Below are 21,587 nucleotides of genomic sequence, written 5' to 3' on the forward strand. Positions count from 1 at the left end.
ATCAGTTCCTTAGAAACCCATGCTCAGGTGTTCGGCGATCGGGCCCAAGGCCAGTGCCGGCAGGAAGGTCAGGCCACCGACCAGGAGGATGGTCACCACCAGCAAGGTGGCGAACAGCGGGCCATGGGTCGGGAAACTGTTCTGCCCGACCGGGGCGCTTTTCTTCGCCGCCAGGCACCCGGCCAGGGCCAGTACCGGCAGGATGTAGCCGAAGCGGCCGATCAGCATGCCCAGGCCGATCATCAGGTTGTGGAAGGTGGTGTTGGCGCCCAGGCCGGCGAAGGCCGAGCCGTTGTTGGCACTGGCCGAGGTGTAGGCGTAGAGCAACTGGCTGAAGCCATGCGCGCCGGGGTTGGTCACCGAGGCCACCGGGCCGGACAGGCTTGAGGCAATGGCGCTGAGCACCAACACGCCAATCGGCATGACCAGCAGGGTCGCCACCAGCAATTGCACTTCCCGCGCCTGGAGTTTCTTGCCGAGGTATTCCGGGGTGCGGCCGATCATCAGGCCAGCGAGGAACACCGCGATCAGCACGTTCAGCAGCATGCCGTAGAGGCCGGCACCAACGCCGCCGAAGATCACCTCGCCGACCATCATGTTGACCAGCGCGACCATCCCGGCAATCGGGTTGAGGCTGTCATGCATGTTGTTCACCGAACCGTTCGAGGCGGCGGTGGTGGTGACGGTCCAGAGTACGCTGGCGGTGGTGCCGAAGCGGCTTTCCTTGCCTTCGAGCGGAGCCGTCTGTTCGACCTGCGGGTTGCTCAGTGCCGGGTTGGGCTGCGACTCGGCCCACAGCGCGGTGCCGCCGCCGATCAGGAACAGCGCGAGCATGCAGGCGATGATCGCGCGGCTCTGGCGCAGGTCCTTCACGTAGTGGCCGAAGGTGAATACCAGAGCCACCGGAATCAGGATGATCGAGGCGACTTCGAACAGGTTGCTCCAGGCGCTGGGGTTCTCGAACGGGTGCGCCGAGTTCACGCCGAAGAAGCCACCGCCGTTGGTGCCCAGTTGCTTGATCGCGATCTGGCTGGCGGCCGGACCCAGCGGGATGGTCTGGTCGGCGCCTTGCAGGGTCAGGGCGTGGACGTAGTCGCTGAAGGTTTGCGGCACGCCCTGCCAGACCAGGAACAGCGCCAGCAGCAGACACAGCGGCAGCAGGCCATAGAGGGTGGCGCGGGTCATGTCGACCCAGAAGTTACCCACGGTGCTCGCCGAGCGGCGGGCGATGCCACGGCACAAGGCGACCAGCACAGCCAGGCCGGTGGCGGCGCTGACGAAGTTCTGCACGGTGAGGCCGAGCATCTGACTCAGGTAACTGACCGAGGCTTCGCCGCTGTAGGACTGCCAGTTGGTGTTGGTCATGAAACTGACAGCGGTGTTGAACGCCAGCGACCATTCCTGGCCGGGCAGGTGTTGCGGGTTCAGTGGCAAGTAGCCCTGGAACAGCAGCACGCCGAACACCATCAGGAAGCCGGCAAGGTTGAAGGCGAGCAAGGCCAGGGCGTACTTCTTCCAGCTTTGCTCGCTGGCCGGGTCGACCCCGGCGATGCGGTAGCAGCCGCGCTCCAGCGGGCCGAGTACGGGGCTCAGCCAGGTGCGCTGGCCTTCCATGACCTTGTAGTAAAAACGCCCGAGCCACGGTGCGGGCAGCAGCACCAAGGCGAAGAAGGCCAGCAGCACTGCGTAGTCGTAACTGTGCATGGTGGCTCCTAGTGGCGATCGGCGCGCAGCAGCGCAACCATCAGGTACACAAACAACGCCACTGCCAGCAGCAGTGACACCCCGTCCAGAATGTTCATGAAGAGTCTCCGTCCTGCGGCTTGAATGCCGCTTGGAGGAATTGTCCGGCGGGAGGCTGTAAAGGGACGAGACCGGGGGAGTGGGATGGGTATAAAGATCGCGTAAAGTTTAGGGATGGTAAACGAGAAGTCCAGGGTGAAATGGTTTTGCAATAGGATGATTCAGTCACATTAGAGTGCACGCCGCAAGCCACGAAACTCGAGGCTACAGACTGTCACATAGAGCATTTCATTCAAAAAGGACGACGTGCACAAGCGACCTTTGAGTGGCCTAATCTCTTCGGCTCTTGCAACCTCACAAACACCTGCGGAGACCACAAAGACAAATGCGGCTTTATGTGAAGCTGAGGAATGGCAAGAGCTATTGACTGAAGAACTTGAAGCCATTGACAAACTACCTTTCTCAACGGCGATCAAGCATCTTCTTGATGGGAGGGGTCACTACCAGGTCCATTTCCCGCAACTCGCCGAGATCTCCCCCTAAGGTTTAAGCACCTCAAGCAGGCGCCTCAGCTCTTTATCATTTTTGCATCCCCCCCTGAAAGCTTCGTTAGCATATTCCTGTGCCTCTTCCCAACCTGAGCGACCTTTCATCTCCAACACATTCAGGGCCAGCAGATAGTTCCCCTCTACCCTAAACTGCTGCTCACTCAATGGCTGAGGTATCAAGTGCGCACGACGTTCATCTGGGCCCATTGCCCTAAGATCAACCTGCGGTGGACCAAAACAGATTGGATTCAGATAGGCTATCGGGTAATAAACAGCGTATAGATCGGTTGATTTCATGGCCCGCCTCAACGTTTCGAACTGATCTTCTCGCACGCGCCCTCTAACATCGGGACCCGACAGGCACCTCATTGCCGCCACACTCCCTGCCATTAGGCCATTTTTAGCAGACATACCAAATGCAACGCATCCCTCAAACCTCATTAAATCTTTGGCCAGCATGTTACCCAGCTTGTACATAGCCACGGCGTTACCTGCCTCCGCTGCCAGGAGGTACTCTTCTTTGAGTTGTAATAGCAGAGCCTTTATTTGCGGGGTCGTTGCATCAGCTCGATTAATTGCACCTTCCTTATCTCTAGTAATTTTCCCGACAATCTCCGCCAGCTTTTCTCCGGTAGCATCCGCTCTCTCTAGCTCCCTGGCTCCCGGCACATCTTGAGCAAACAGCAAACTACACAACCCGAACCACACGAACAAAACACGGAGAATGTATTTCACAAGAGAATCCTTCCCGGTTAATTGAGCGGGCTATCCTGTTGGAGCGGCCCGCCCTCTTTCAACCGACAAGATATGTAGGAAAAATCAGCTCACCACGCGATAGCACGGCTCATACGCCGCGCCACCCGGCAGCTTCATCCGGTGCTGTTCGACGAATGCCTGCAGCAGTTTATCCAGCGGCTGCATCACCGCCGCATCGCCGTGGATCGTGTACGGCCCATGCTCCTCGATCAGGCGGATGCCCTTGTCCTTGACGTTGCCGGCGACAATCCCGGAGAACGCCCGCCGCAGGTTTGCCGCCAGTTCGTGCGCCGGCAGCGCGCGGCTCAGTTGCAGGCCGGCCATGTTGGCGTGGGTTGGATCGAACGGACGCTGGAAACCCTCCTCGATCTTCAGCAACCAGTTGAAGTGGAACGCATCGTTGCGCTCGCGGCGGAACTGCTTGACTGCCTTGAGCCCCTCGACCATCTGCCGCGCCACCTGGGCCGGGTCGTCGATGATGATCTCGTACAGCCGCTGTGCCGCCTCGCCCAGCGTGGCGCCGACAAAGGCATGCAACTGTTGCAGGTACGGCTCGGCGCTTTTCGGCCCGGTGAGCACCACCGGGAACGGCAGCTCACGGTTGTCCGGGTGCATCAGGATGCCAAGCAGGTAGAGGAACTCTTCGGCGGTACCGGCGCCGCCAGGGAAGATGATGATGCCGTGGCCGACACGGACGAAGGCCTCCAGACGCTTTTCGATGTCCGGCAGGATCACCAACTCGTTGACGATCGGGTTCGGCGCTTCGGCGGCGATAATGCCCGGCTCGGTCAGGCCCAGGTAACGGCCACTGCTCATGCGCTGCTTGGCATGGGCGATGGTCGCGCCCTTCATCGGGCCCTTCATCACGCCCGGGCCGCAGCCGGTGCAGATGTCCAGTTTGCGCAGGCCCAGCTCGTGGCCGACCTTCTTGGTGTACTGGTATTCCTCGCTGCTGATCGAGTGCCCACCCCAGCACACAACCATTTTCGGCTCGACGCCAGGGCGCAGGGTGCGGGCGTTGCGCAGCAACTGGAAGACGTAGTCGGTGATGCCCTGGGAACTTTCCAGGTCGATGCTCATGCGGTCCAGTTCGCTTTCGGTGTAGACGATGTCGCGCAAGGCACTGAAGAGCATTTCCCGGGTGCTGGCGATCATTTCGCCATCGACGAAGGCATCGGCCGGGGCATTCAGCAGTTCCAGGCGTACGCCGCGGTCCTGCTGGTGGATACGCACCTCGAAGTCCTTGTAGGCATCGAGAATGGTCTTGGCATTGTCGACATGGGCGCCGGTATTGAGGATGGCCAGGGCGCATTGACGGAACAGCGTGTAGATACTGCCGGAGCCGGCTTCGCTCAACTGCTGTACTTCACGTTGGGAAAGTGTCTCCAGGCTGCCTTTGGGGCTGACCGAAGCGTTGATTACCTGTCTTGGGGTCATTCTGGATTCCATATGTGCGAAGCCCGCAAACGGCAGGGGCTCCGTAGGTGAACGCCAAACGCAGACGCACATAAGGTATTTAGCAGTTGAGTGGGGGGGATGGCAAACCTGATGGGCCCGACTCAACGACCCAGCGCGGGACAAGCCCGTTCCCACAAGGGGCAGTGGTGCTTTCAGGTGGGCGCGGGCTCGCCCCGCGATGTGCTTGCTACACTTCCTCGTTCTCGCGGCATTGCACCGCGAATCGGCTGCCATCCTGCCAGGCCGGGTATTCCTTGCGCACCTGCTGCTCGGCAGCCACCAGCGACGCGGCGGACACCGGCACGTCGCCCTGTCGCGCGGCGCTACCCTGGCCGCCGTTGATCGTCGTGTCATACACCTGGCAGTCGAAGAACTTGTTATCAGCCGCCAAGGCCAGCCCCGGTATAAGGGCCAGCACCAGCAGCGCAATGCCTGCATGTCTGTTCATGTTGATGCTCCGGCGTAAGCCGGCCGTCATTGGCCGGCCTGCCGATCATCAGCACAATCGGACCACGCCGATAGCGGCAGAAATACCAGGTGTGCAAGCCTTCCGGCAAACCGCCAGCGCGCCCGCCCCGACTATTGCTCACCCCTGAAACTTCGGACAACTGCCCTGCTCGCTGTAGCGCAGGGTAACCAGTTGGCCGCTGCTGTCGGTGTAGGTCATCAGCATCGGCTGCGCATCGCAGGTGCGGCTGCTGCCAGTGCTGAAGAGCACGTTACGGATATCCAGCGGCATGCCGTACTGATAGTCGCGTACCTGCGGTGCGGCCATGCCATGGGCCTGGGCGTAGGCCTGAACCGTCTGTTCATGGGCGATCAGGCGCGGATCGTTGGCCGGCGCGGCCAGCGCCAGGGATGGCACCAGCAATGCGCCAAAGAGCAAACCTGTGCTGCGTTTCATCAGCCTTACCTCGCATGAGCGAAACGGCGCGGCTCGGGCAAACGGTACGCCATGACGTTGCTACGAAAACCGTCTGCCAACCCAGGATGACGCCCGAGCTGCGCACCTATTAACGGTCGGCAGACACGCTCTTGCAGCTTACCCCTGGCAGCGTTACAGGGCGATATCCAATACGTTGCGTAATTGTTCGGCGCGACCATCGGCAGCAGCGCTGACCAGCGCGTAGTTGTAATCGCCCTGCGACCAGTAGCTGGCCTGCAGCGTACCGTCGACGCGTTCGCCGCGCGGCATGCGCGCGTAGTGCTCACCGGGCGAGCGCAGGAACAGGCTGATCCGCTCGCCTTGGGCATCCTCGAACACCAGCAGCGCTGCCGGGCCCTGCTCGTTGCTCAGCAGCCGCGCGCCGACCGGAGTGAGGCCATAGGCCGACAGGTCCGGCAGTGGCGCCGCGTGCTGGAAATGCGCGCCCAGCCAGGCCTGCAGTTGCGCCGGTTGCTGCACCGCCAGGTCGAGTGTCGGCGCATAGGCGAACAACCGGTGTGCCTGCAGCGCATCGGCCATCGGCGGGGTGCTGGCCAGCAGGCTCGCTTCACGCGCCTGCCAGCCGCCGGCACCGCCCAGGCCCAGCGCCAGCACCAGCATCGCCGCCGTTGCCCAGCGCCGCTGCCGGCGGAGCTTCACCTGCCGACGCACGGCAAGCGGATCGAGCCGGGCCGGCACCGGCTGCTCGATCAGCCCGGCCAGCGCCGTGCGCAGCACGCGTGCATCGCTGCGCCAACCGTCGATGCGCGCCGCCTGCTCGGGGTTGGCCGCCAGGTACAGCTCGACCTCACGGCGCCGTTCCGCGCTGAGGCGCTCGTCGACGTAGGCGTGCAATTCTTCTTCGGACGGAATCAACCGGCTCATTTCAACCTCCGCAATGCCGGGGGCACTGGGTTGCCCTCGGCCAGTTCCCGCAGTGCCGCGCGTGCCCGCGACAGCCGCGACATCACCGTGCCAATCGGCACATCCAGGGCCAGCGCGGCCTCCTTGTAACTCAGGCCTTCGACACTGACCAGCAAGAGCAAGGCGCGCTGCTCGGTGGGCAGGCGGGTGAACGCCGCCAGTCCGGCTTCGGCAAGGACAATGGCCTCGGTGCTGCCACCGCCCTCTTCTTCACGACCAAACCAGGCCAGCCAGCGCGCATGCCGGCGTTCGCGGCGTTTACCGTCGATAAACAGCCGATAGAGAATCGAGAACAGCCAGGCGCGCAGGCTGGCCTCGGCCTGCTGCTGGGCGCGCCGGCTCAGGGCGCGCTCGACGGTGGCCTGTACCAGGTCGTCGGCGCTGCTGGCGTCGCGGGTCAGCGACAGGGCAAAGCGGCGCAGACGCTGGAGCATGTCGCGCAATTGGTCGTCGTCGAGGTGGTTCATCGCTGCAATCCGGGCCTTGCTGGCGGTCAGTGTACGAGGCAGACGCGCCAGATCGAAAGTTATTCCCGAGCGCGTGGAATAAATCCACCGGGCAAGCGTCCTACCCGCTCATTCATTCACCGGAACGCCCCCATGAGCACTCCGTTACACGGCCCGGCGCGCGCCGCCCGGCTCACCGCCATCGGCCTGCTGGTCGGCGCCCTGGCCGCCGGTTTTGCCTATACCGCCGGCTGGATCGGCCCCGAGCGCCTGACCCCGGCGCGTATCATCGACACCTTCGAGGCCCAGGCCGGGCACTACCCCGGTTATCGCAAGAACCACGCCAAGGGCCTCTGCGTCAGCGGCTATTTCCGCAGCAGCGGGCTGGCCGAACCACTGTCGCGGGCGCGGGTGTTCAGCCAGCCGCGGGTGCCCGTAATCGGCCGCTTCGCCATCGGCGGCGCCAACCCGCTGGCGCCGGACACCAGCGTCGCGACCCGCAGCCTCGCCGTGCAGTTCGCCAGCGACGACGGGCAACTCTGGCGCACTGGCATGAACACCCCGCCGGTGCTCGCTGTGAGCACGCCCGAGAGCTTCTATCAGCAAGTGCTGGCAATGAGCCCGGATCCGGCCACCGGCAAACCCGACCCGGCCCGGTTGCAGGCATTTTTTGCCGAGCACCCGGAAAGCGCAGCGTTCCGCCAGTGGGCCAAGGACTACAAGGCGACAGACAGTTTCGCCAACTCCAGCTTCCACGGCATCAACGCTTTCCGCCTGGTCGATGCCGGTGGCAAGGGGCATTACGTGCGCTGGCGCATGGTGCCGTTGACTCCGTTCGCGCCACTCCCGGCCGCGGTCAGCGATGCCGACTTCCTCCAGCACGACCTGCAACAGCGGCTGCAACAGGGCCCGCTGCAATGGCAGCTAATACTGACCCTGGCCGAAGCCGGCGACCCGGTCGACGACCCGGCTCAGCCCTGGCCGGCCGAACGCCGTGAGGTGAACGCCGGCACCCTGGTGATCGAACAGGTCGAGACCAAGGAGCAAGGTGCCTGCCGCGACCTGAACTTCGACCCGTTGATCCTGCCCAGCGGCATCGAACCGTCGGCCGATCCGATCCTGGCCGCGCGCTCGTCCGCCTACGCCGAATCCTTCAATCGCCGCAGCCGCGAAGCGGCCGGCCTCGGAACCCGCCCATGAAGAGCACGCCCATGACCCCGTCGCACCCACACTTCCACCCCCTCGCCCGCCTGCTGCACTGGCTGATGGCCGGGTTGATCCTGGCGATGCTGTTCGTCGGCGTGAGCATGGTCGGCGACCTGTCGCCGCGCCACACCCTGCTGATCGGCGTGCACAAGCTGATCGGTCTGGCCTTGCTGGTACTGGTACTGATCCGCATCGGCGTGCGTCTGAAATACGCCCCGCCGCCGCTACCGGCCGACCTGCCAACGTTACAGCGCGTCGCCGCCAAGGCGTCGCACTGGCTGCTGTATGGGCTGATGCTGGCGATGCCATTGATTGGCTGGGGCATGCAGTCGGCCGGCGGTTACCCGCTGCCGCTGCAGCTACCGGCAGTGCTGCCACACGACCTGACCCTCTACGCCGTGCTGCGCCAGGCCCATGGCTGGCTGGCGTACCTGCTGTTCGCCACGGTGCTGGTGCACCTGGCGGCGGCGCTGATGCACGGCTTGGTCCGTCGCGACGGTGTATTGCGCAGCATGCTGTCTGGCCGCTGAAAAGCACACCGCCGGCGATTGCCGGCGGTGTCGTTCGCGTTACTCGTAGCGCAAGGCGTAGGCCGGTTCGACCTGCGAGGCGCGCCACGCCGGGTACAGCGTGGCGAGGAAGCTCATGATCAGCCCGGCGCTGCAGATCAGCGCCACATCGCCCCACTGCAACTCCGACGGCAGGGTACTGATGAAGTACACGTCGGACGTGAAGATGTGCTGGCCACTGAGCCGCTCCAGCCAACCGACGATCTGGCTGACATTGAGTGCGGCAATCACCCCAAGCACGCCACCGATCAGGGTGCCGACCACACCGATCAGGCTGCCCTGCACCATGAACGTGCCCATGATCTGTGCCGGTGTGGCGCCGATGGTGCGCAGAATGGCGATGTCGGCGCCCTTGTCGTTCACCACCATGATCAGCGTGGCGATGATGTTGAACGCGGCCACGGCGATGATCATCAGCAGCAGCAGGCCGATCATGGTTTTTTCCATCTTCATGGCACTGAACAGGCTGCCCTGGGTGTGGGTCCAGTCATCGGCGCGGTACTGCTCGCCGAGCGTGGCGACAATCGCCGCCGACACCTGCGGCGCGGCGTACAGGTCCTTGAGCTTGATCCGCACGCTCTGTACCTGGTTCGGTTGCCAGTGCTGCATCTGCGCGGCGTCGGCTACGTGGATCATACCCATCGAGCCGTCCAGCTCGGCACCGACCTTGAACACGCCGACCACGGTCAGACGCTGCATGCGCGGGGTAATACCGCCTGGCGCGCTGCTGACTTCGGGGACGATCAGGGTCAGCTTGTCGCCGACATTCAGACGAAAACGCCGCGCGGTGATCTCGCCGATCACTACACCGAACTCACCGGGCTTGAGGTCTTCAAGCCGGCCCTGGACGATATGCTCGGCGACGATCGAGACCTTGCCTTCCTGCGCCGGGTCGATGCCGCTGATCTGGATCGGTTGCATCGAGCCCTTGTAGGAGAGCATGCCCTCCATTTCGGTGAACGGCACTGCGGCGATCACCTCGGGGTTCTTCAACGCTTCGGCGGCCACCGGCTGCCAGTCGTCCAGCGGCTTGAGCCCAACCAGGGTGGCGTGCGGCACCATGCCGAGAATCCGCGCGCTCATCTCGCGCTGGAAGCCATTCATCACCGACAACACCACGATCATCGCCAGCACGCCCAGGGACAGGCCGATCATCGAGGTCATGGAAATGAACGAGATGAAATGGTTGCGGCGCTTGGCACGGGTGTAACGCGCGCCGATAAAAATGGACAAGGGTCTGAACATGAACGAAGCACCCAGTAAAAAAGAATGAATCAGATCGCTACTAGGTGGCCTTCTTCCAGGCGCAGCACACGGTCCATCTGCCGCGCCAGGTTGAGGTCGTGGGTCACCACCAGAAACGCCGTCTGCGACGAGCTGCTCAGTTCCTGCATGAGGTCCTGGATGCCCTGCGCGGTGTGCTGGTCGAGGTTGCCGGTTGGCTCGTCGAGCATCACCAGCCCCGGGCGGTTGACCAGTGCGCGGGCGATGGCCACCCGTTGGCGCTCACCACCGGACAGCTCGGCCGGCTTGTGGCTCAGCCGATGACCGAGGCCGACGCGCTTGAGCAGCGCTTCGGCGCGCTCGCGGGCCTCGGGGATCGGCGTGCGGCCGATCAGCAGCGGCATGCACACGTTCTCCAGCGCGGTGAACTCTGGCAGCAGGTGGTGGAACTGATAGACGAAGCCCAGCGCACGGTTGCGCAACAGGCCACGGGCACGCTCGCCGAGCGCCGAGAGTTCCTCGCCGGCCAGCCAGACGCTGCCCTGGGTCGGCGTGTCGAGGCCGCCGAGCAGGTTGAGCAAGGTACTCTTGCCCGAACCGGAGCTGCCGACGATGGCCACCCGCTCGCCAGGGTGCAGTTCAAGCTGCAGGTTCGACAGCACCTGGACCGACTCCGGGCCTTCTTCATAGGACTTGCCGAGGTTGCGGCAACTCAGTACGGCTTTATCACTCATGCCCAACTCACTCATAACGTAGCGCCTCCGCCGGCTGGGTGCGCGCCGCGCGCCAGGCCGGATACAGGGTGGCGAGGAAACTCAGGACCAGCGCCGCACCGCAGACCATCCACACGTCCTCGGCCATGACCTGGGACGGCAGGTAGTCGATGAAGTACACATCGGCGTTGAGGAACTTGTGCCCGATCAGCCCTTCCAGGCCGGCAATCGCGGCGCTCACATTGAGCGCGGCAAGAATCCCGACCACCGCGCCGATCAGCGTGCCAACCACGCCGATGACGGTGCCCTGAACCATGAAGATGGCCATGATCTGCCCCGGCGTGGCGCCCAGGGTACGCAAGATGGCGATGTCGCCCTTCTTGTCGTTGACCACCATCACCAGGGTGGAAATGATGTTGAACGCGGCCACCGCAACGATCAGCAGCAGCAGCAGGCCGATCATGGCTTTTTCCATGCGGATGGCCTGGTACAGGTTGCCGTGGCTACGGGTCCAGTCGCGGGCGTAGAACGTATCCTCGCCCAACTGCTGGGCAATCGCCCAGGCCGTGCGCGGCGCCTGGAACAGGTCGTCGAACTTCAGGCGCAAGCCCTGCACCTGGTCGGCCTGCCAGCGGTGCAGGCGCGACAGGTCGGAGAGGTTGGTCAGGCCCAGGTAGCCGTCGATCTCGCCGGCACCGACATGGAAGATCCCGACCACGGTGAAGCGCTTCATGCGCGGGAACATCCCGGCCGGGGTCACGGTGACCTCCGGGGCGACGAAGGTCAGCTTGTCGCCGATGCCGACGCCGAGCTTGGCCGCCGCCTTGTCGCCGATCATGATGCCGAAGCTGCCGGGCGCCAGGTCATCGAGCTGACCTTCACGAATGAAGTGGTCGATGATCGACACCTGGCGCTCCTGTGCCGGATCGATGCCGTTGAGCAGCACCTTCTGCACCTTGCCGTCGTGGGTCAGCAGGCCCTGCATCTGGGTGAACGGCGCCACCGCAAGAACCGAAGGATTCTGCTTTACTTTACTGGCAAGGGCGGGCCAGTCGCTGATCGGCTGACCGGTCTCCAGCGTGGCGTGGGGCACCATGCCCAGCACGCGGGTACGCATCTCGTGATCGAAGCCATTCATTACCGAGAGCACCACGATCATCACCACCACGCCCAGGGCGAGGCCGATCATCGAGGTCAGGGAAATGAACGAGACGAAGTGATTGCGGCGTTTGGCACGGGTGTAACGCGTACCGATGAAAACGAAAAGAGGTCTGAACATGTCGGGGCTTGTTCGGATGAAAGAGGAACGTCCTTGTGGCGAGGCTTGAGGAGCAGCTTTACACTCAGACCACCGCCGCTACCATGGGTTCGCCATGTCGACATTAGATGAAGAAGATCGCCGCGAATACTACCGTATCGACGATAGGATCGCACTGGAAATTAGCCCGCTGAGTGCTGCCGAAGCCCTTGGCACAGACTTGTTGCAGGATGATTCACCGCTGTTCAACCTGCTCAGCGAATTGCACCTGAGCGAGTTCGAGTCGCAGCACCTGTTGCGTCAGCTCAGCGAGAAGGACCGTACCCTCGCCGCCTTCCTCAAGGCCCAGAACAAACGCATCGACCTGCTCAGCGCAGTGGTCGCGCAAACCCTGCTCGGCCAGCTCAGCGCGCCCCGTGCGGTGGTGCTGTCCGAAGGCGGTGTCGAGTTCGCCGAAGCCCGACCGCTAGCTGCCGGCGCCCGCGTCGCGGTGAAGATGGTGCTGATGCCACAAGCGCTTGGCCTACTGCTGCGGGCCAAGGTCACCCACTGCGACAAGCGCGCAGATGGTCAGTACGAAGTCGGCACCGAATTCGTCGACATGACCGATGCGCAGCGCCAACTGCTTGCCCGCTATATCCTGCAACGGCAGGCGCAACAACGACGCCAGGCCCTGGACCAGAACGACCCGGCCGCCTCCTCCTGATGTTCAGCCTTACTTGAAGGAACAAACGTGACCCTGATTTACGGCCACCGCGGCGCCAAGGGCGAAGCCCCCGAAAATACCCTGAGCAGCTTCCAGCAATGCCTCGACCACGGCGTGCGCCGTTGCGAACTGGACCTGCACCTGTCTGCCGACAACCAACTGATGGTGATCCACGACCCGACCCTGAAGCGCACCACCGGCCGACGCGGCAAGGTGGTCGAGCAATCGGCCGCCGACCTGGTCACCTACGACGCACGTCACGGCGGCCCGGGCTGGGTCCAGCCCTGCCCGATCCCACGCCTGGAAGAACTGTTCGAGAAATGCGACTTCGAGCACTGGCAACTGGAGGTCAAGAGTGCCTCGCGCACCCGCGCCGCCACCACCGTACTGGCGATTCGCGAAATGGCCCAGCAATATGGCCTGCTGGACAAGATCACCATCACCTCCAGCTCACGCGAAGTGCTCGGTGCTGCCCTGGAGCTGACCCCGGACATTTCCCGCGGGCTGGTGGCCGAGTACACCTGGCTCGACCCACTGAAGGTCGCGCAGAACTACGGCTGTGATCTGTTGGCGCTGAACTGGACCCACTGCACCCCCGAGCGCCTGCTGAAAGCGCAGCGCCAGGGTTTGCATGTGTCGGTGTGGACGGTCAACGAGCCGGCGCTGATGCGTCGACTCGCCGACTTTGGCGTAGACAGCCTGATTACAGACTTTCCCGGTTTGGCCACTGCCACGCTTGGGAAGCGCTGAAATCAATCTCCCCGGCCGGCTCAGGCCACCGGCCGGAGCCGCTCAAAAAAGCCGGTTGAGGCCGTCGTAGGCGGCAACCCGATAGGCTTCGGCCATGGTCGGGTAGTTGAAGGTGGTGTTGACGAAATACTTCAGGGTATTTCGTTCACCTGGCTGGTCCATGATCGCCTGACCGATGTGGACGATCTCCGACGCCTGGTAGCCGAAGCAGTGCACGCCGAGGATTTCCAGGGTTTCACGGTGGAACAGAATCTTCAGCATGCCTTGCGGTTCGCCGGCGATCTGCGCCCGCGCCATGCTCTTGAAGAACGCCTTGCCGACTTCGTACGGGACCTTGGCCTGGGTCAGCTCCTGCTCGTTCTTGCCGATCGAGCTGATCTCCGGAATGGTGTAGATCCCGGTCGGGACGTCGTTGACGAAACGCCAGCTGCCGTTGTCGACAATGCTGCCAGCGGCCGAACGGCCCTGGTCGTGGGCGGCACTGGCCAGGCTAGGCCAGCCGATCACATCGCCGGCGCCATAGATGTTCGGCACGCAGGTGCGGTAGTTTTCGTCGACTTCGATCTGGCCGCGGCTGTTGACCTTGATGCCGATGTTTTCCAGGCCCAGGCGATCGGTGTTGCCGGTACGGCCGTTGCACCAGAGCAAGGCGTCGGCCTTGATCTTCTTGCCAGACTTGAGGTGTAGGATCACCCCGTTGTCCAGGCCTTCGACACGCTCGTAATCTTCGTTATGACGCACGGTGATGTTGTTGTTGCTGAAGTGGTAGCTCAGCGCCTGGGAGATCTCCGAGTCGAGGAAGCTCAGCAACTGGCCACGGTTGTCGACCAGCTCGACCAGTACCCCCAGGCCGCTGAAGATCGATGCGTATTCGCAACCGATAACCCCGGCACCGTACACGATCAGTTTGCGCGGGGTGTGGCCCAAGCTCAGGATGGTGTCGCTATCGTAGATTCGCGGGTGGTGGAAATCGATGTCGGCCGGACGGTACGGGCGCGAGCCGGTGGCAATGATGATGTGCTTGGCCACCAGTTTTTCGACCACGCCATTGGCGCAGACCACTTCGACGGTTTGCTCGTCGGCGAAGCTGCCGGTGCCGAAGAACACGTCGACGCGGTTACGGGCGTAGTAGCCGGTACGCGAGGCAACCTGTTTGGAGATGACCTTCTCGGCGCTTTTCAGCACGTCGGGGAAGGAGAACCAGCGCGGCTCACCGATAGCCCGGAACATCGGGTTGGTGTTGAACTGCATGATCTGGCGAACCGAGTGACGCAAGGCCTTGGACGGGATGGTGCCCAGATGGGTGCAGTTACCGCCGACCTGACGACGGCTATCGACCATCGCTACCTTGCGTCCTGCTTTGGCGGCATTCATTGCCGCCCCTTCTCCTGCGGGGCCGGAACCCAGCACCACTACGTCGTAGTTGTAGACAGCCATGCGTACTCCTTCAGAACAGGCCCGGATGCCACGCTGGCGTCCGGGGCTACATCATGTCGCGCGCGGCGCCATGAAAAAATTCGGGTGCAGTCTAATCAAGCCTGAGCGCCGCGCACATTAACCCTTGGTCGCGTCGTAGGCTATTTTTCTCTGCACTACATGCACTTCACCTTCGATGCCCTGCCCGACTGTGGCCAGTGCTGACAAAACGCCGGGGTAGCCTGGGAGACGAAGCCCTGGCCGCTGCGGGTCACGAAAACCGCCGCAAGATGGTGCGCCACGGCCAGTGCCCAGCCCTGCTCCGGCCCCAGGATCAGCAACACGGTCGAGTAACCGTCGGCCATCAGGGCCGAGGGTGCGAGCACGGTTACCGCCGCCAGTTCGTGACTCACCGGGCGCCCCAGACGGGCATCGAAGGTGTGCGAATAACGCCGGCCATTCTGCTCGAAATAGTTGCGGTAGTCACCCGACGTGGACACCCCGAAGCCATCCACGGCAATCACCTCGCTGGCGATCTGCTGGTCGTCGCGCGGCAGCTCCAGGGCAATCTGCCAGGCGCTGCCGTCGGGTTTGTGGCCGACGGCCTTGAGCTCGCCGGTGGCTTCGACGAGGAAGCTGGTAATGCCCAAGGCCTGCAGGCGCTCGCCGATCAGGTCGACGGCGTGGCCGGCGGCGATGCTGTTGAAGTCGATCTCGACCGCGGCCTGCTTGCACAGCTGTTCGCCGTCGATACGCAACTGGTGGTAGCCGACGCGCTGGCGGGCGTGTTCGAGCTGGGCGACTGTCGGAACCTGTTCGCCGCGCGACTGCGGGCCGAAGCCCCACAGGTCGAGCAAGGGCTCGACAGTGAGGTCGAAGGCGCCGTTGCTTTGCGCGGACAGCCTCTGCCCTACCCCGACCAGCTCCAGCACGTCGGCCGGCATGCGCTGGCAGCGGTTGGCGGGCAGCCGATTGAAGGTTTCCACCAGGGAATCGCTGCGATAGGTGGAGAAGCGCTGGTCGATGCCGGCGAGGATGCCTTGCACTTCGCGTTGCACCTGCTGCGGTGCCGGGCCCTGGGGCGTGCGAACGTACTGCACGGTGTAGCTGCTGCCCATGGTCGGGCCGCTGATGCGTTCAAGGCTGTCGCCGGGCTTGCAGCCAGTAAGCAGCACCAGCACCAGCATCAGTATCGGCATCAACCCTGTGGGCGCGGGCCTTGTCCTGCTCCCACAGGGGACAGTTTCACTCGGTGCTTGCATGGGCAGCTCCCTCTATTGCGCTGGCGAAAAAAAACGGGAACCCGAAGGTTCCCGTTTTTTCACACGACAAAGCTTAGCGTGGGAAAGCTGGCGGGTTGACCCCGGCCATGTCTTCCATGACACGCACTACCTGGCAGCTGTAACCGAATTCGTTGTCGTACCAGACGTACAGGACAACACGGTTGTCGTTGCAGATAGTTGCTTCGGCATCCACTACACCAGCGTGGCGCGAACCGACGAAGTCGGTGGAAACCACTTCCTGCGAGCTCACGTAGTCGATCTGCTTGTGCAGATCCGAGTGCATGGCCATCTGGCGCAGGTACTCGTTGATCTCTTCGCGGGTGGTGGCTTTTTCCAGGTTCAGGTTCAGGATCGCCATCGACACGTTAGGCGTCGGTACACGGATCGCGTTACCGGTCAGCTTGCCCTTGAGCACTGGCAGCGCCTTGGCCGCTGCGGTAGCTGCACCGGTCTCGGTGATTACCATGTTCAGCGGTGCGGCACGACCACGGCGGCTGCCTTTGTGGAAGTTGTCGATCAGGTTCTGGTCGTTGGTAAACGAGTGAACGGTTTCAACGTGGCCGTTGACGATGCCGTACTGGTCGTTGACCGCCTTGAGCACAGGAACGATGGCGTTGGTAGTGCAGGAAGCCGCGGAGATGATCTTGTCATCGGCGCTGATTTCGCCATGGTTGATGCCGTGCACGATGTTCTTCAGCGCGCCCTTGCCAGGTGCGGTGAGGATCACGCGGGCAGCGCCCGGGCAGGCCAGGTGCTGGCCCAGGCCGTCGGCGTCGCGCCATACACCAGTGTTGTCGACGATCAGCGCGTTTTCGATGCCGTACTGGGTGTAGTCGACTTCGCTCGGGCTCTTCGCGTAGATAATCTGGATCAGGTTACCGTTAGCGGTGATGGTGTTGTTTTCTTCGTCGATGGTGATGGTGCCATCGAACGGACCGTGCACCGAATCACGGCGCAGCAGGCTGGCACGCTTGACCAGATCGTTCTCGGCGCCTTTGCGCACGACGATGGCACGCAGGCGCAGACCGTCGCCACCACCGGTTTTCTCGATCAGGATACGCGCCAGCAGACGGCCGATACGACCGAAGCCGTACAGCACGACGTCAGTACCTTTGCGCGCCGCAACGTTTTGCTGACCGACGACGTCGGCCATTTCTTCACGTACGAACTGCTCAGGGGTACGGCCGTTGCCTTGTTCCTTGAACTTGACAGCCAGCTTGCCCAGGTCGACCGAAGCGGCGCCCAGTTTCAGCTCGCTCATCGCTTTAAGCAGCGGGAATGTCTCGTGGACAGACAGTTCGGTTTCGTCGGCTTGGCGATGACGGGCAAAGCGGTGGGCTTTGAGGATCGCGATCACCGAACGGTTGATCAGGCTACGGCCATAGATCGAGCTCACCACGTTGTTATTGCGGTAGAGCTGACCGATAAGCGGGATCATCGCTTCTGCAAGCGCTTCACGATCAATCCACTCACCAAGACACTGGTCGGGCTTCTGAGTCACGGGAACCTTCCACATGTAGGGACAGAAAAAAGGGGCTACATTATGACGCCCCGCGTCGCATCGGGCAATGAGCGCCTGTCGAGTTCGCCGCACTACATGCAATACAACCGCTGGAACCTGACAGCAGCGGCCTTGGCCCGGTACAATTGGCGTCTTTGTCGCAACGCTTGGAGCTCGACCTCCCGTGCCTGTTCTGCGTCTACCGCACCTGCCGGCCATCGCCGGCAAACAAACCTGGGGCAACCTGCCCGGCGCCGCCCTGAGCCTGGCCATCGCCGAAGCCGCCAGCGCCGCCAAGCGCTTTACCCTGCTGCTCACCGCCGACAGCCAGACTGCCGACCGGCTGGAGCAGGAACTGCGCTTCTTCGCCCCGGAACTGGCCGTGTTGCCGTTCCCGGATTGGGAAACCCTGCCCTACGACCTGTTCTCGCCGCACCAGGACATCATTTCGCAGCGGATCGCCAGCCTTTACCGGCTGCCGGAGCTCGACCACGGCATTCTCGTGGTGCCGATCACCACCGCCCTGCACCGCCTGGCACCGACCAGCTTCCTGCTCGGCAGCAGCCTGGTACTGGACGTTGGCCAGAAGCTCGACGTCGAACAGATGCGCACGCGCCTGGAAGCCAGCGGCTACCGCTGCGTCGACACCGTGTACGAGCACGGCGAATTTGCCGTGCGCGGGGCGCTGATCGACCTGTTCCCGATGGGCAGCAAGCTGCCCTACCGGATCGACCTGTTCGACGACGAAATCGAAACCCTGCGCACCTTCGACCCGGAAACCCAGCGCTCGATCGACAAGGTCGAGTCGGTGCGACTGCTGCCGGCCCGCGAATTCCCGCTGCAGAAAGACGCGGTGACCCGCTTCAAAGCGCGCTTTCGCGAACGATTCGACGTCGATTTCCGCCGCAGCCCGATCTTCCAGGACCTCACCAGCGGGATCATCCCGGCCGGCATCGAGTACTACCTGCCGCTGTTCTTCGAGGAAACCTCGACCCTGTTCGACTACCTGCCGCAGGACACCCAGGTATTTTCCCTGCCCGGCGTCGAGCAGGCTGCCGAGCATTTCTGGAGCGACGTGCGCAACCGCTACGAGGAGCGCCGCATCGACCCGACCCGGCCGCTGCTGCCGCCGGCCGAGCTGTTCATGCCGGTGGAAGACTGCTTCGCCCGACTCAAGGGCTGGCCGCGCATCGTCGCCAGCCAGGACGACGTCGACAGCGGCCCCGGCCGCGAACGCTTCCCGGCACAGCAACTGCCGCAACTGGCCATCGAGGCCAAGGCCAACCAGCCGCTGGCCGCGCTGGCCGGCTTCCTTGACCAGTTCCCCGGCCGGGTGCTGTTCACCGCCGAGTCGGCGGGCCGCCGCGAAGTGCTGCTGGAGCTGCTCGAACGCCTGAAGCTGCGCCCGCAGACGGTCGACGGCTGGCGCGAATTCGTCGACGGCAAGCACCGCCTGGCGATCACCATCGCGCCGCTGGACGACGGCCTGCTGCTCGACGACCCGGCGCTGGCACTGATCGCCGAAAGCCCGCTGTTCGGCCAACGGGTGATGCAGCGCCGACGCCGCGAGAAGCGCAGCGACGTCAGCAACGACGCAGTCATCAAGAACCTCACCGAACTGCGCGAAGGCGCGCCGGTGGTGCATATCGATCACGGGGTCGGCCGCTACCTCGGCCTGGCGACGCTGGAGATCGACAGCCAGGCGGCGGAATTCCTCACCCTGGAGTACGCCGAAGGCGCCAAGCTCTACGTGCCGGTGGCCAACCTGCACCTGATCGCGCGCTACACCGGCAGCGATGACGCCCTGGCGCCGCTGCACCGGCTCGGCTCCGAAGCCTGGCAAAAGGCCAAGCGCAAGGCCGCCGAGCAGGTCCGCGACGTGGCCGCCGAGCTGCTCGACATCTATGCGCGCCGCGCCGCGCGCAAAGGCTATGCGTTCGCCGACCCGAGCGCCGACTATGCCACCTTCAGCGCCGGCTTCCCGTTCGAGGAAACCCCCGACCAGCAGGCCGCCATCGAAGCGGTGCGCGAGGACATGCTCGCCGCCAAGCCGATGGACCGCCTGGTGTGCGGCGACGTCGGCTTCGGCAAGACCGAAGTGGCCATGCGTGCCGCGTTCATCGCCGTGCATAGCGGTCGCCAGGTGGCAATCCTGGTGCCGACCACCCTGCTCGCCCAGCAGCACTACAACAGCTTCCGCGACCGCTTCGCCGACTGGCCAGTGAATGTCGAAGTGATGAGCCGCTTCAAGTCGCCCAAGGAGATCGGCGCCGCCGTCGCCGACCTCGCCGAAGGCAAGATCGACATCGTTATCGGCACCCACAAGCTGCTGCAGGACGACGTCAAGATGAAGGACCTGGGCCTGGTCATCATCGACGAGGAGCACCGCTTCGGTGTACGCCAGAAAGAGCAGCTCAAGGCCCTGCGCAGCGAAGTCGACATTCTCACCCTCACTGCCACGCCGATCCCGCGCACGCTGAACATGGCGGTGTCGGGCATGCGCGACCTGTCGATCATTGCCACCCCGCCGGCGCGCCGGCTGTCGGTGCGCACCTTCGTCATGGAGCAGAACAAGAGCACCATCAAGGAAGCCTTGCTGCGGGAGCTGTTGCGCGGCGGCCAGGTCTACTACCTGCACAACGACGTGAAGAGCATCGAGAAATGCGCCGCCGACCTCGCCGAACTGGTGCCGGAGGCACGCATCGGTATCGGCCATGGGCAGATGCGCGAGCGCGAACTCGAACAGGTGATGAGCGACTTCTACCACAAGCGCTTCAACGTGCTGATCGCCTCGACCATCATCGAGACCGGCATCGACGTGCCGAGCGCCAACACCATCATCATCGAGCGCGCCGACAAGTTCGGCCTGGCCCAGTTGCACCAGTTGCGCGGCCGGGTCGGGCGCAGCCACCACCAGGCCTACGCCTACCTGCTGACGCCACCGCGCCAGCAGATCAGCGCCGACGCCGAGAAGCGCCTGGAAGCCATCGCCAACACCCAGGACCTGGGCGCTGGTTTCGTCCTGGCCACCAACGACCTGGAAATCCGCGGTGCCGGCGAGCTGCTTGGCGAAGGCCAGAGCGGACAGATCCAGGCGGTCGGCTTTACCCTGTACATGGAAATGCTCGAACGCGCGGTCAAGGCTATCCGCAAGGGCAGCCAGCCAAACCTCGACCAGCCGCTGGGCGGCGGCCCGGAGATCAACCTGCGCCTGCCGGCACTGATCCCCGAAAGCTACCTGCCCGACGTGCACGCGCGGCTGATCCTCTACAAGCGTATCGCCTCGGCGGTGGACGAGGACGGCCTGAAAGACCTGCAAGTGGAAATGATCGACCGCTTCGGCCTGCTGCCGGAGCCGACCAAGAACCTGGTGCGGCTGACCCTGCTCAAGCTGCAGGCGGAAAAACTCGGCATCAAGAAAGTCGACGCCGGACCGAATGGCGGCAAGCTCGAATTCGAGGCACAAACCCCGGTTGATCCGCTGGTGCTGATCAAGCTGATCCAGAGCCAGCCGAAACGCTACAAGTTCGAAGGCGCGACCCAGTTCAGGTTCATGGTGCCGATGGAACGCCCGGAAGAACGCTTCAATAACCTCGAGGCGCTGTTCGAGCGCCTGACCCCACCCTCTGCGTGAAGGAAGATCCATGCGTGTAATGCGTAGCCTGACCCTGTTGCTGGCGCTGGTAGCGCCGGCAGCCTTTGCCGAAGGCACCTACCAGGTCGAAATGATCCTGGTGCGGCAGAACGCCGTACCGGCCATCACCAGCCAGTACGCCCCGGAAGACTGGCGCCAGGGCGCACAAGCCCCGGCTGCGGCCGACGAGCGCAAGCCACTGCTGAGCGACGAAGCCGCCAAGCTGGCTGCCGACAGCCAATACACCGTGCTGCTGCACAAGGCCTGGCAGCAACCGGCCGGCCGCGTGGCGATCAGCGCCGGCAACGAGCAGTTCGGGCACTTCCCGATCGAGGGCAACCTTGAGGTCGGCGAAGAGCGCTTTATCAGCGCCGACGCCAACCTCTGGGTCAACCAGCTCGACGCTAACGGCAGCGTGCTCCAGAGCGAGCAGTTGCGCCAGAGCAATGCCAGCATCAAGGCCGGCACACTGACCTTCATGGATGGCGGGCACCTGGCGCTGCTGCTCAAGATCACGAAACCCTGAA

General features: G+C 63.5%; 20 protein-coding genes. 6 read left to right on the top strand and 14 right to left on the bottom strand.

What is annotated here, in order from left to right; translation table 11 throughout:
- Positions 1 to 9: 9 nt before the first annotated feature.
- The 8 genes from kdpA to DCO48_RS19520 all read right to left on the bottom strand — a co-directional run bounded on the left by kdpA (position 10) and on the right by DCO48_RS19520 (position 6,821).
- A complete protein-coding gene (kdpA, locus tag DCO48_RS19485) occupies positions 10 to 1,704 on the bottom strand; it encodes a potassium-transporting ATPase subunit KdpA (RefSeq protein ID WP_116552242.1) in 1,695 nt (564 codons plus the stop codon).
- A gap of 8 nt (positions 1,705 to 1,712) precedes the next feature.
- The gene (gene kdpF, locus DCO48_RS19490; RefSeq protein WP_116552243.1) at positions 1,713 to 1,802 is read right to left on the bottom strand and encodes a K(+)-transporting ATPase subunit F; all 90 of its coding nucleotides are present in this window, start codon (positions 1,800 to 1,802) and stop codon (positions 1,713 to 1,715) included.
- 480 nt (positions 1,803 to 2,282) lie between these two features.
- Positions 2,283 to 3,026, bottom strand: coding sequence for a hypothetical protein (locus DCO48_RS19495; RefSeq protein ID WP_116552244.1), 744 nt, complete (start codon positions 3,024 to 3,026; stop codon positions 2,283 to 2,285).
- Between the two features lie 84 nt (positions 3,027 to 3,110).
- Complete coding sequence (gene ppnN, locus DCO48_RS19500) at positions 3,111 to 4,484, bottom strand: nucleotide 5'-monophosphate nucleosidase PpnN (RefSeq protein ID WP_116552245.1); 1,374 nt, start codon at positions 4,482 to 4,484, stop codon at positions 3,111 to 3,113.
- Positions 4,485 to 4,692: 208 nt separating this feature from the next.
- A complete protein-coding gene (locus DCO48_RS19505) occupies positions 4,693 to 4,953 on the bottom strand; it encodes a hypothetical protein (RefSeq protein ID WP_116552246.1) in 261 nt (86 codons plus the stop codon).
- 138 nt (positions 4,954 to 5,091) lie between these two features.
- Positions 5,092 to 5,409, bottom strand: a complete 318-nt coding sequence (locus tag DCO48_RS19510; protein WP_116552247.1) for a DUF2790 domain-containing protein — start codon at positions 5,407 to 5,409, stop codon at positions 5,092 to 5,094.
- A gap of 153 nt (positions 5,410 to 5,562) precedes the next feature.
- Positions 5,563 to 6,315, bottom strand: coding sequence for an anti-sigma factor (locus DCO48_RS19515; protein ID WP_116552248.1), 753 nt, complete (start codon positions 6,313 to 6,315; stop codon positions 5,563 to 5,565).
- Positions 6,312 to 6,821: a sigma-70 family RNA polymerase sigma factor gene (locus tag DCO48_RS19520; protein ID WP_116552249.1), complete on the bottom strand. Its 510-nt coding sequence runs from the start codon at positions 6,819 to 6,821 to the stop codon at positions 6,312 to 6,314. The genes DCO48_RS19515 and DCO48_RS19520 overlap by 4 nt, the downstream gene beginning before the upstream one ends.
- Positions 6,822 to 6,953: 132 nt before the next feature.
- Between DCO48_RS19520 and DCO48_RS19525 the strand changes: the two genes are divergently transcribed.
- Both DCO48_RS19525 and DCO48_RS19530 read left to right on the top strand, forming a co-directional pair.
- On the top strand, positions 6,954 to 8,000 hold the full coding sequence (locus DCO48_RS19525) for a catalase family peroxidase (protein ID WP_116552250.1): 1,047 nt from the start codon (positions 6,954 to 6,956) through the stop codon (positions 7,998 to 8,000).
- Positions 7,997 to 8,536: a cytochrome b gene (locus tag DCO48_RS19530; RefSeq protein WP_256584118.1), complete on the top strand. Its 540-nt coding sequence runs from the start codon at positions 7,997 to 7,999 to the stop codon at positions 8,534 to 8,536. Before DCO48_RS19525 ends, DCO48_RS19530 begins: the two co-directional genes overlap by 4 nt.
- A gap of 39 nt (positions 8,537 to 8,575) precedes the next feature.
- Here DCO48_RS19530 and DCO48_RS19535 read toward each other — a convergent pair whose 3' ends face one another.
- The 3 genes from DCO48_RS19535 to DCO48_RS19545 are packed head-to-tail and all read right to left on the bottom strand — an operon-like array spanning position 8,576 to position 11,791.
- Complete coding sequence (locus DCO48_RS19535) at positions 8,576 to 9,820, bottom strand: lipoprotein-releasing ABC transporter permease subunit (protein WP_116552252.1); 1,245 nt, start codon at positions 9,818 to 9,820, stop codon at positions 8,576 to 8,578.
- A gap of 29 nt (positions 9,821 to 9,849) precedes the next feature.
- A complete protein-coding gene (gene lolD, locus DCO48_RS19540) occupies positions 9,850 to 10,533 on the bottom strand; it encodes a lipoprotein-releasing ABC transporter ATP-binding protein LolD (protein ID WP_177410626.1) in 684 nt (227 codons plus the stop codon).
- Between the two features lie 7 nt (positions 10,534 to 10,540).
- On the bottom strand, positions 10,541 to 11,791 hold the full coding sequence (locus DCO48_RS19545; RefSeq protein WP_116552254.1) for a lipoprotein-releasing ABC transporter permease subunit: 1,251 nt from the start codon (positions 11,789 to 11,791) through the stop codon (positions 10,541 to 10,543).
- A gap of 94 nt (positions 11,792 to 11,885) precedes the next feature.
- On the opposite strand from DCO48_RS19545, the gene DCO48_RS19550 reads away from it, so the two are divergent.
- Together DCO48_RS19550 and DCO48_RS19555 are read left to right on the top strand one after the other, a co-directional pair.
- Positions 11,886 to 12,476, top strand: a complete 591-nt coding sequence (locus DCO48_RS19550; RefSeq protein WP_116552255.1) for a PilZ domain-containing protein — start codon at positions 11,886 to 11,888, stop codon at positions 12,474 to 12,476.
- A gap of 27 nt (positions 12,477 to 12,503) precedes the next feature.
- Positions 12,504 to 13,226, top strand: coding sequence for a glycerophosphodiester phosphodiesterase (locus tag DCO48_RS19555; RefSeq protein WP_116552256.1), 723 nt, complete (start codon positions 12,504 to 12,506; stop codon positions 13,224 to 13,226).
- Between the two features lie 42 nt (positions 13,227 to 13,268).
- Here the strand turns inward: DCO48_RS19555 and sthA are convergent, their stop codons facing one another.
- The 3 genes from sthA to DCO48_RS19570 all read right to left on the bottom strand — a co-directional run bounded on the left by sthA (position 13,269) and on the right by DCO48_RS19570 (position 17,441).
- Positions 13,269 to 14,663, bottom strand: a complete 1,395-nt coding sequence (gene sthA / locus DCO48_RS19560; protein ID WP_116552257.1) for a Si-specific NAD(P)(+) transhydrogenase — start codon at positions 14,661 to 14,663, stop codon at positions 13,269 to 13,271.
- Between the two features lie 155 nt (positions 14,664 to 14,818).
- Positions 14,819 to 15,841: an FAD:protein FMN transferase gene (locus tag DCO48_RS19565; protein WP_371919529.1), complete on the bottom strand. Its 1,023-nt coding sequence runs from the start codon at positions 15,839 to 15,841 to the stop codon at positions 14,819 to 14,821.
- Between the two features lie 136 nt (positions 15,842 to 15,977).
- Positions 15,978 to 17,441 (bottom strand): glyceraldehyde-3-phosphate dehydrogenase, encoded by a 1,464-nt coding sequence (locus tag DCO48_RS19570; RefSeq protein WP_116552259.1) that lies wholly within the window; start codon positions 17,439 to 17,441, stop codon positions 15,978 to 15,980.
- A gap of 169 nt (positions 17,442 to 17,610) precedes the next feature.
- Between DCO48_RS19570 and mfd the strand changes: the two genes are divergently transcribed.
- Positions 17,611 to 21,060: a transcription-repair coupling factor gene (gene mfd / locus DCO48_RS19575; protein ID WP_116552260.1), complete on the top strand. Its 3,450-nt coding sequence runs from the start codon at positions 17,611 to 17,613 to the stop codon at positions 21,058 to 21,060.
- Positions 21,061 to 21,070: 10 nt separating this feature from the next.
- Positions 21,071 to 21,586: a CsiV family protein gene (locus tag DCO48_RS22770; protein WP_165840804.1), complete on the top strand. Its 516-nt coding sequence runs from the start codon at positions 21,071 to 21,073 to the stop codon at positions 21,584 to 21,586.
- The last annotated feature ends 1 nt before the right edge of the window (position 21,587 follow it).

It is taken from the genome of Pseudomonas sp. SDI (genome assembly GCF_003105155.1).
Lineage (GTDB): Bacteria > Pseudomonadota > Gammaproteobacteria > Pseudomonadales > Pseudomonadaceae > Aquipseudomonas.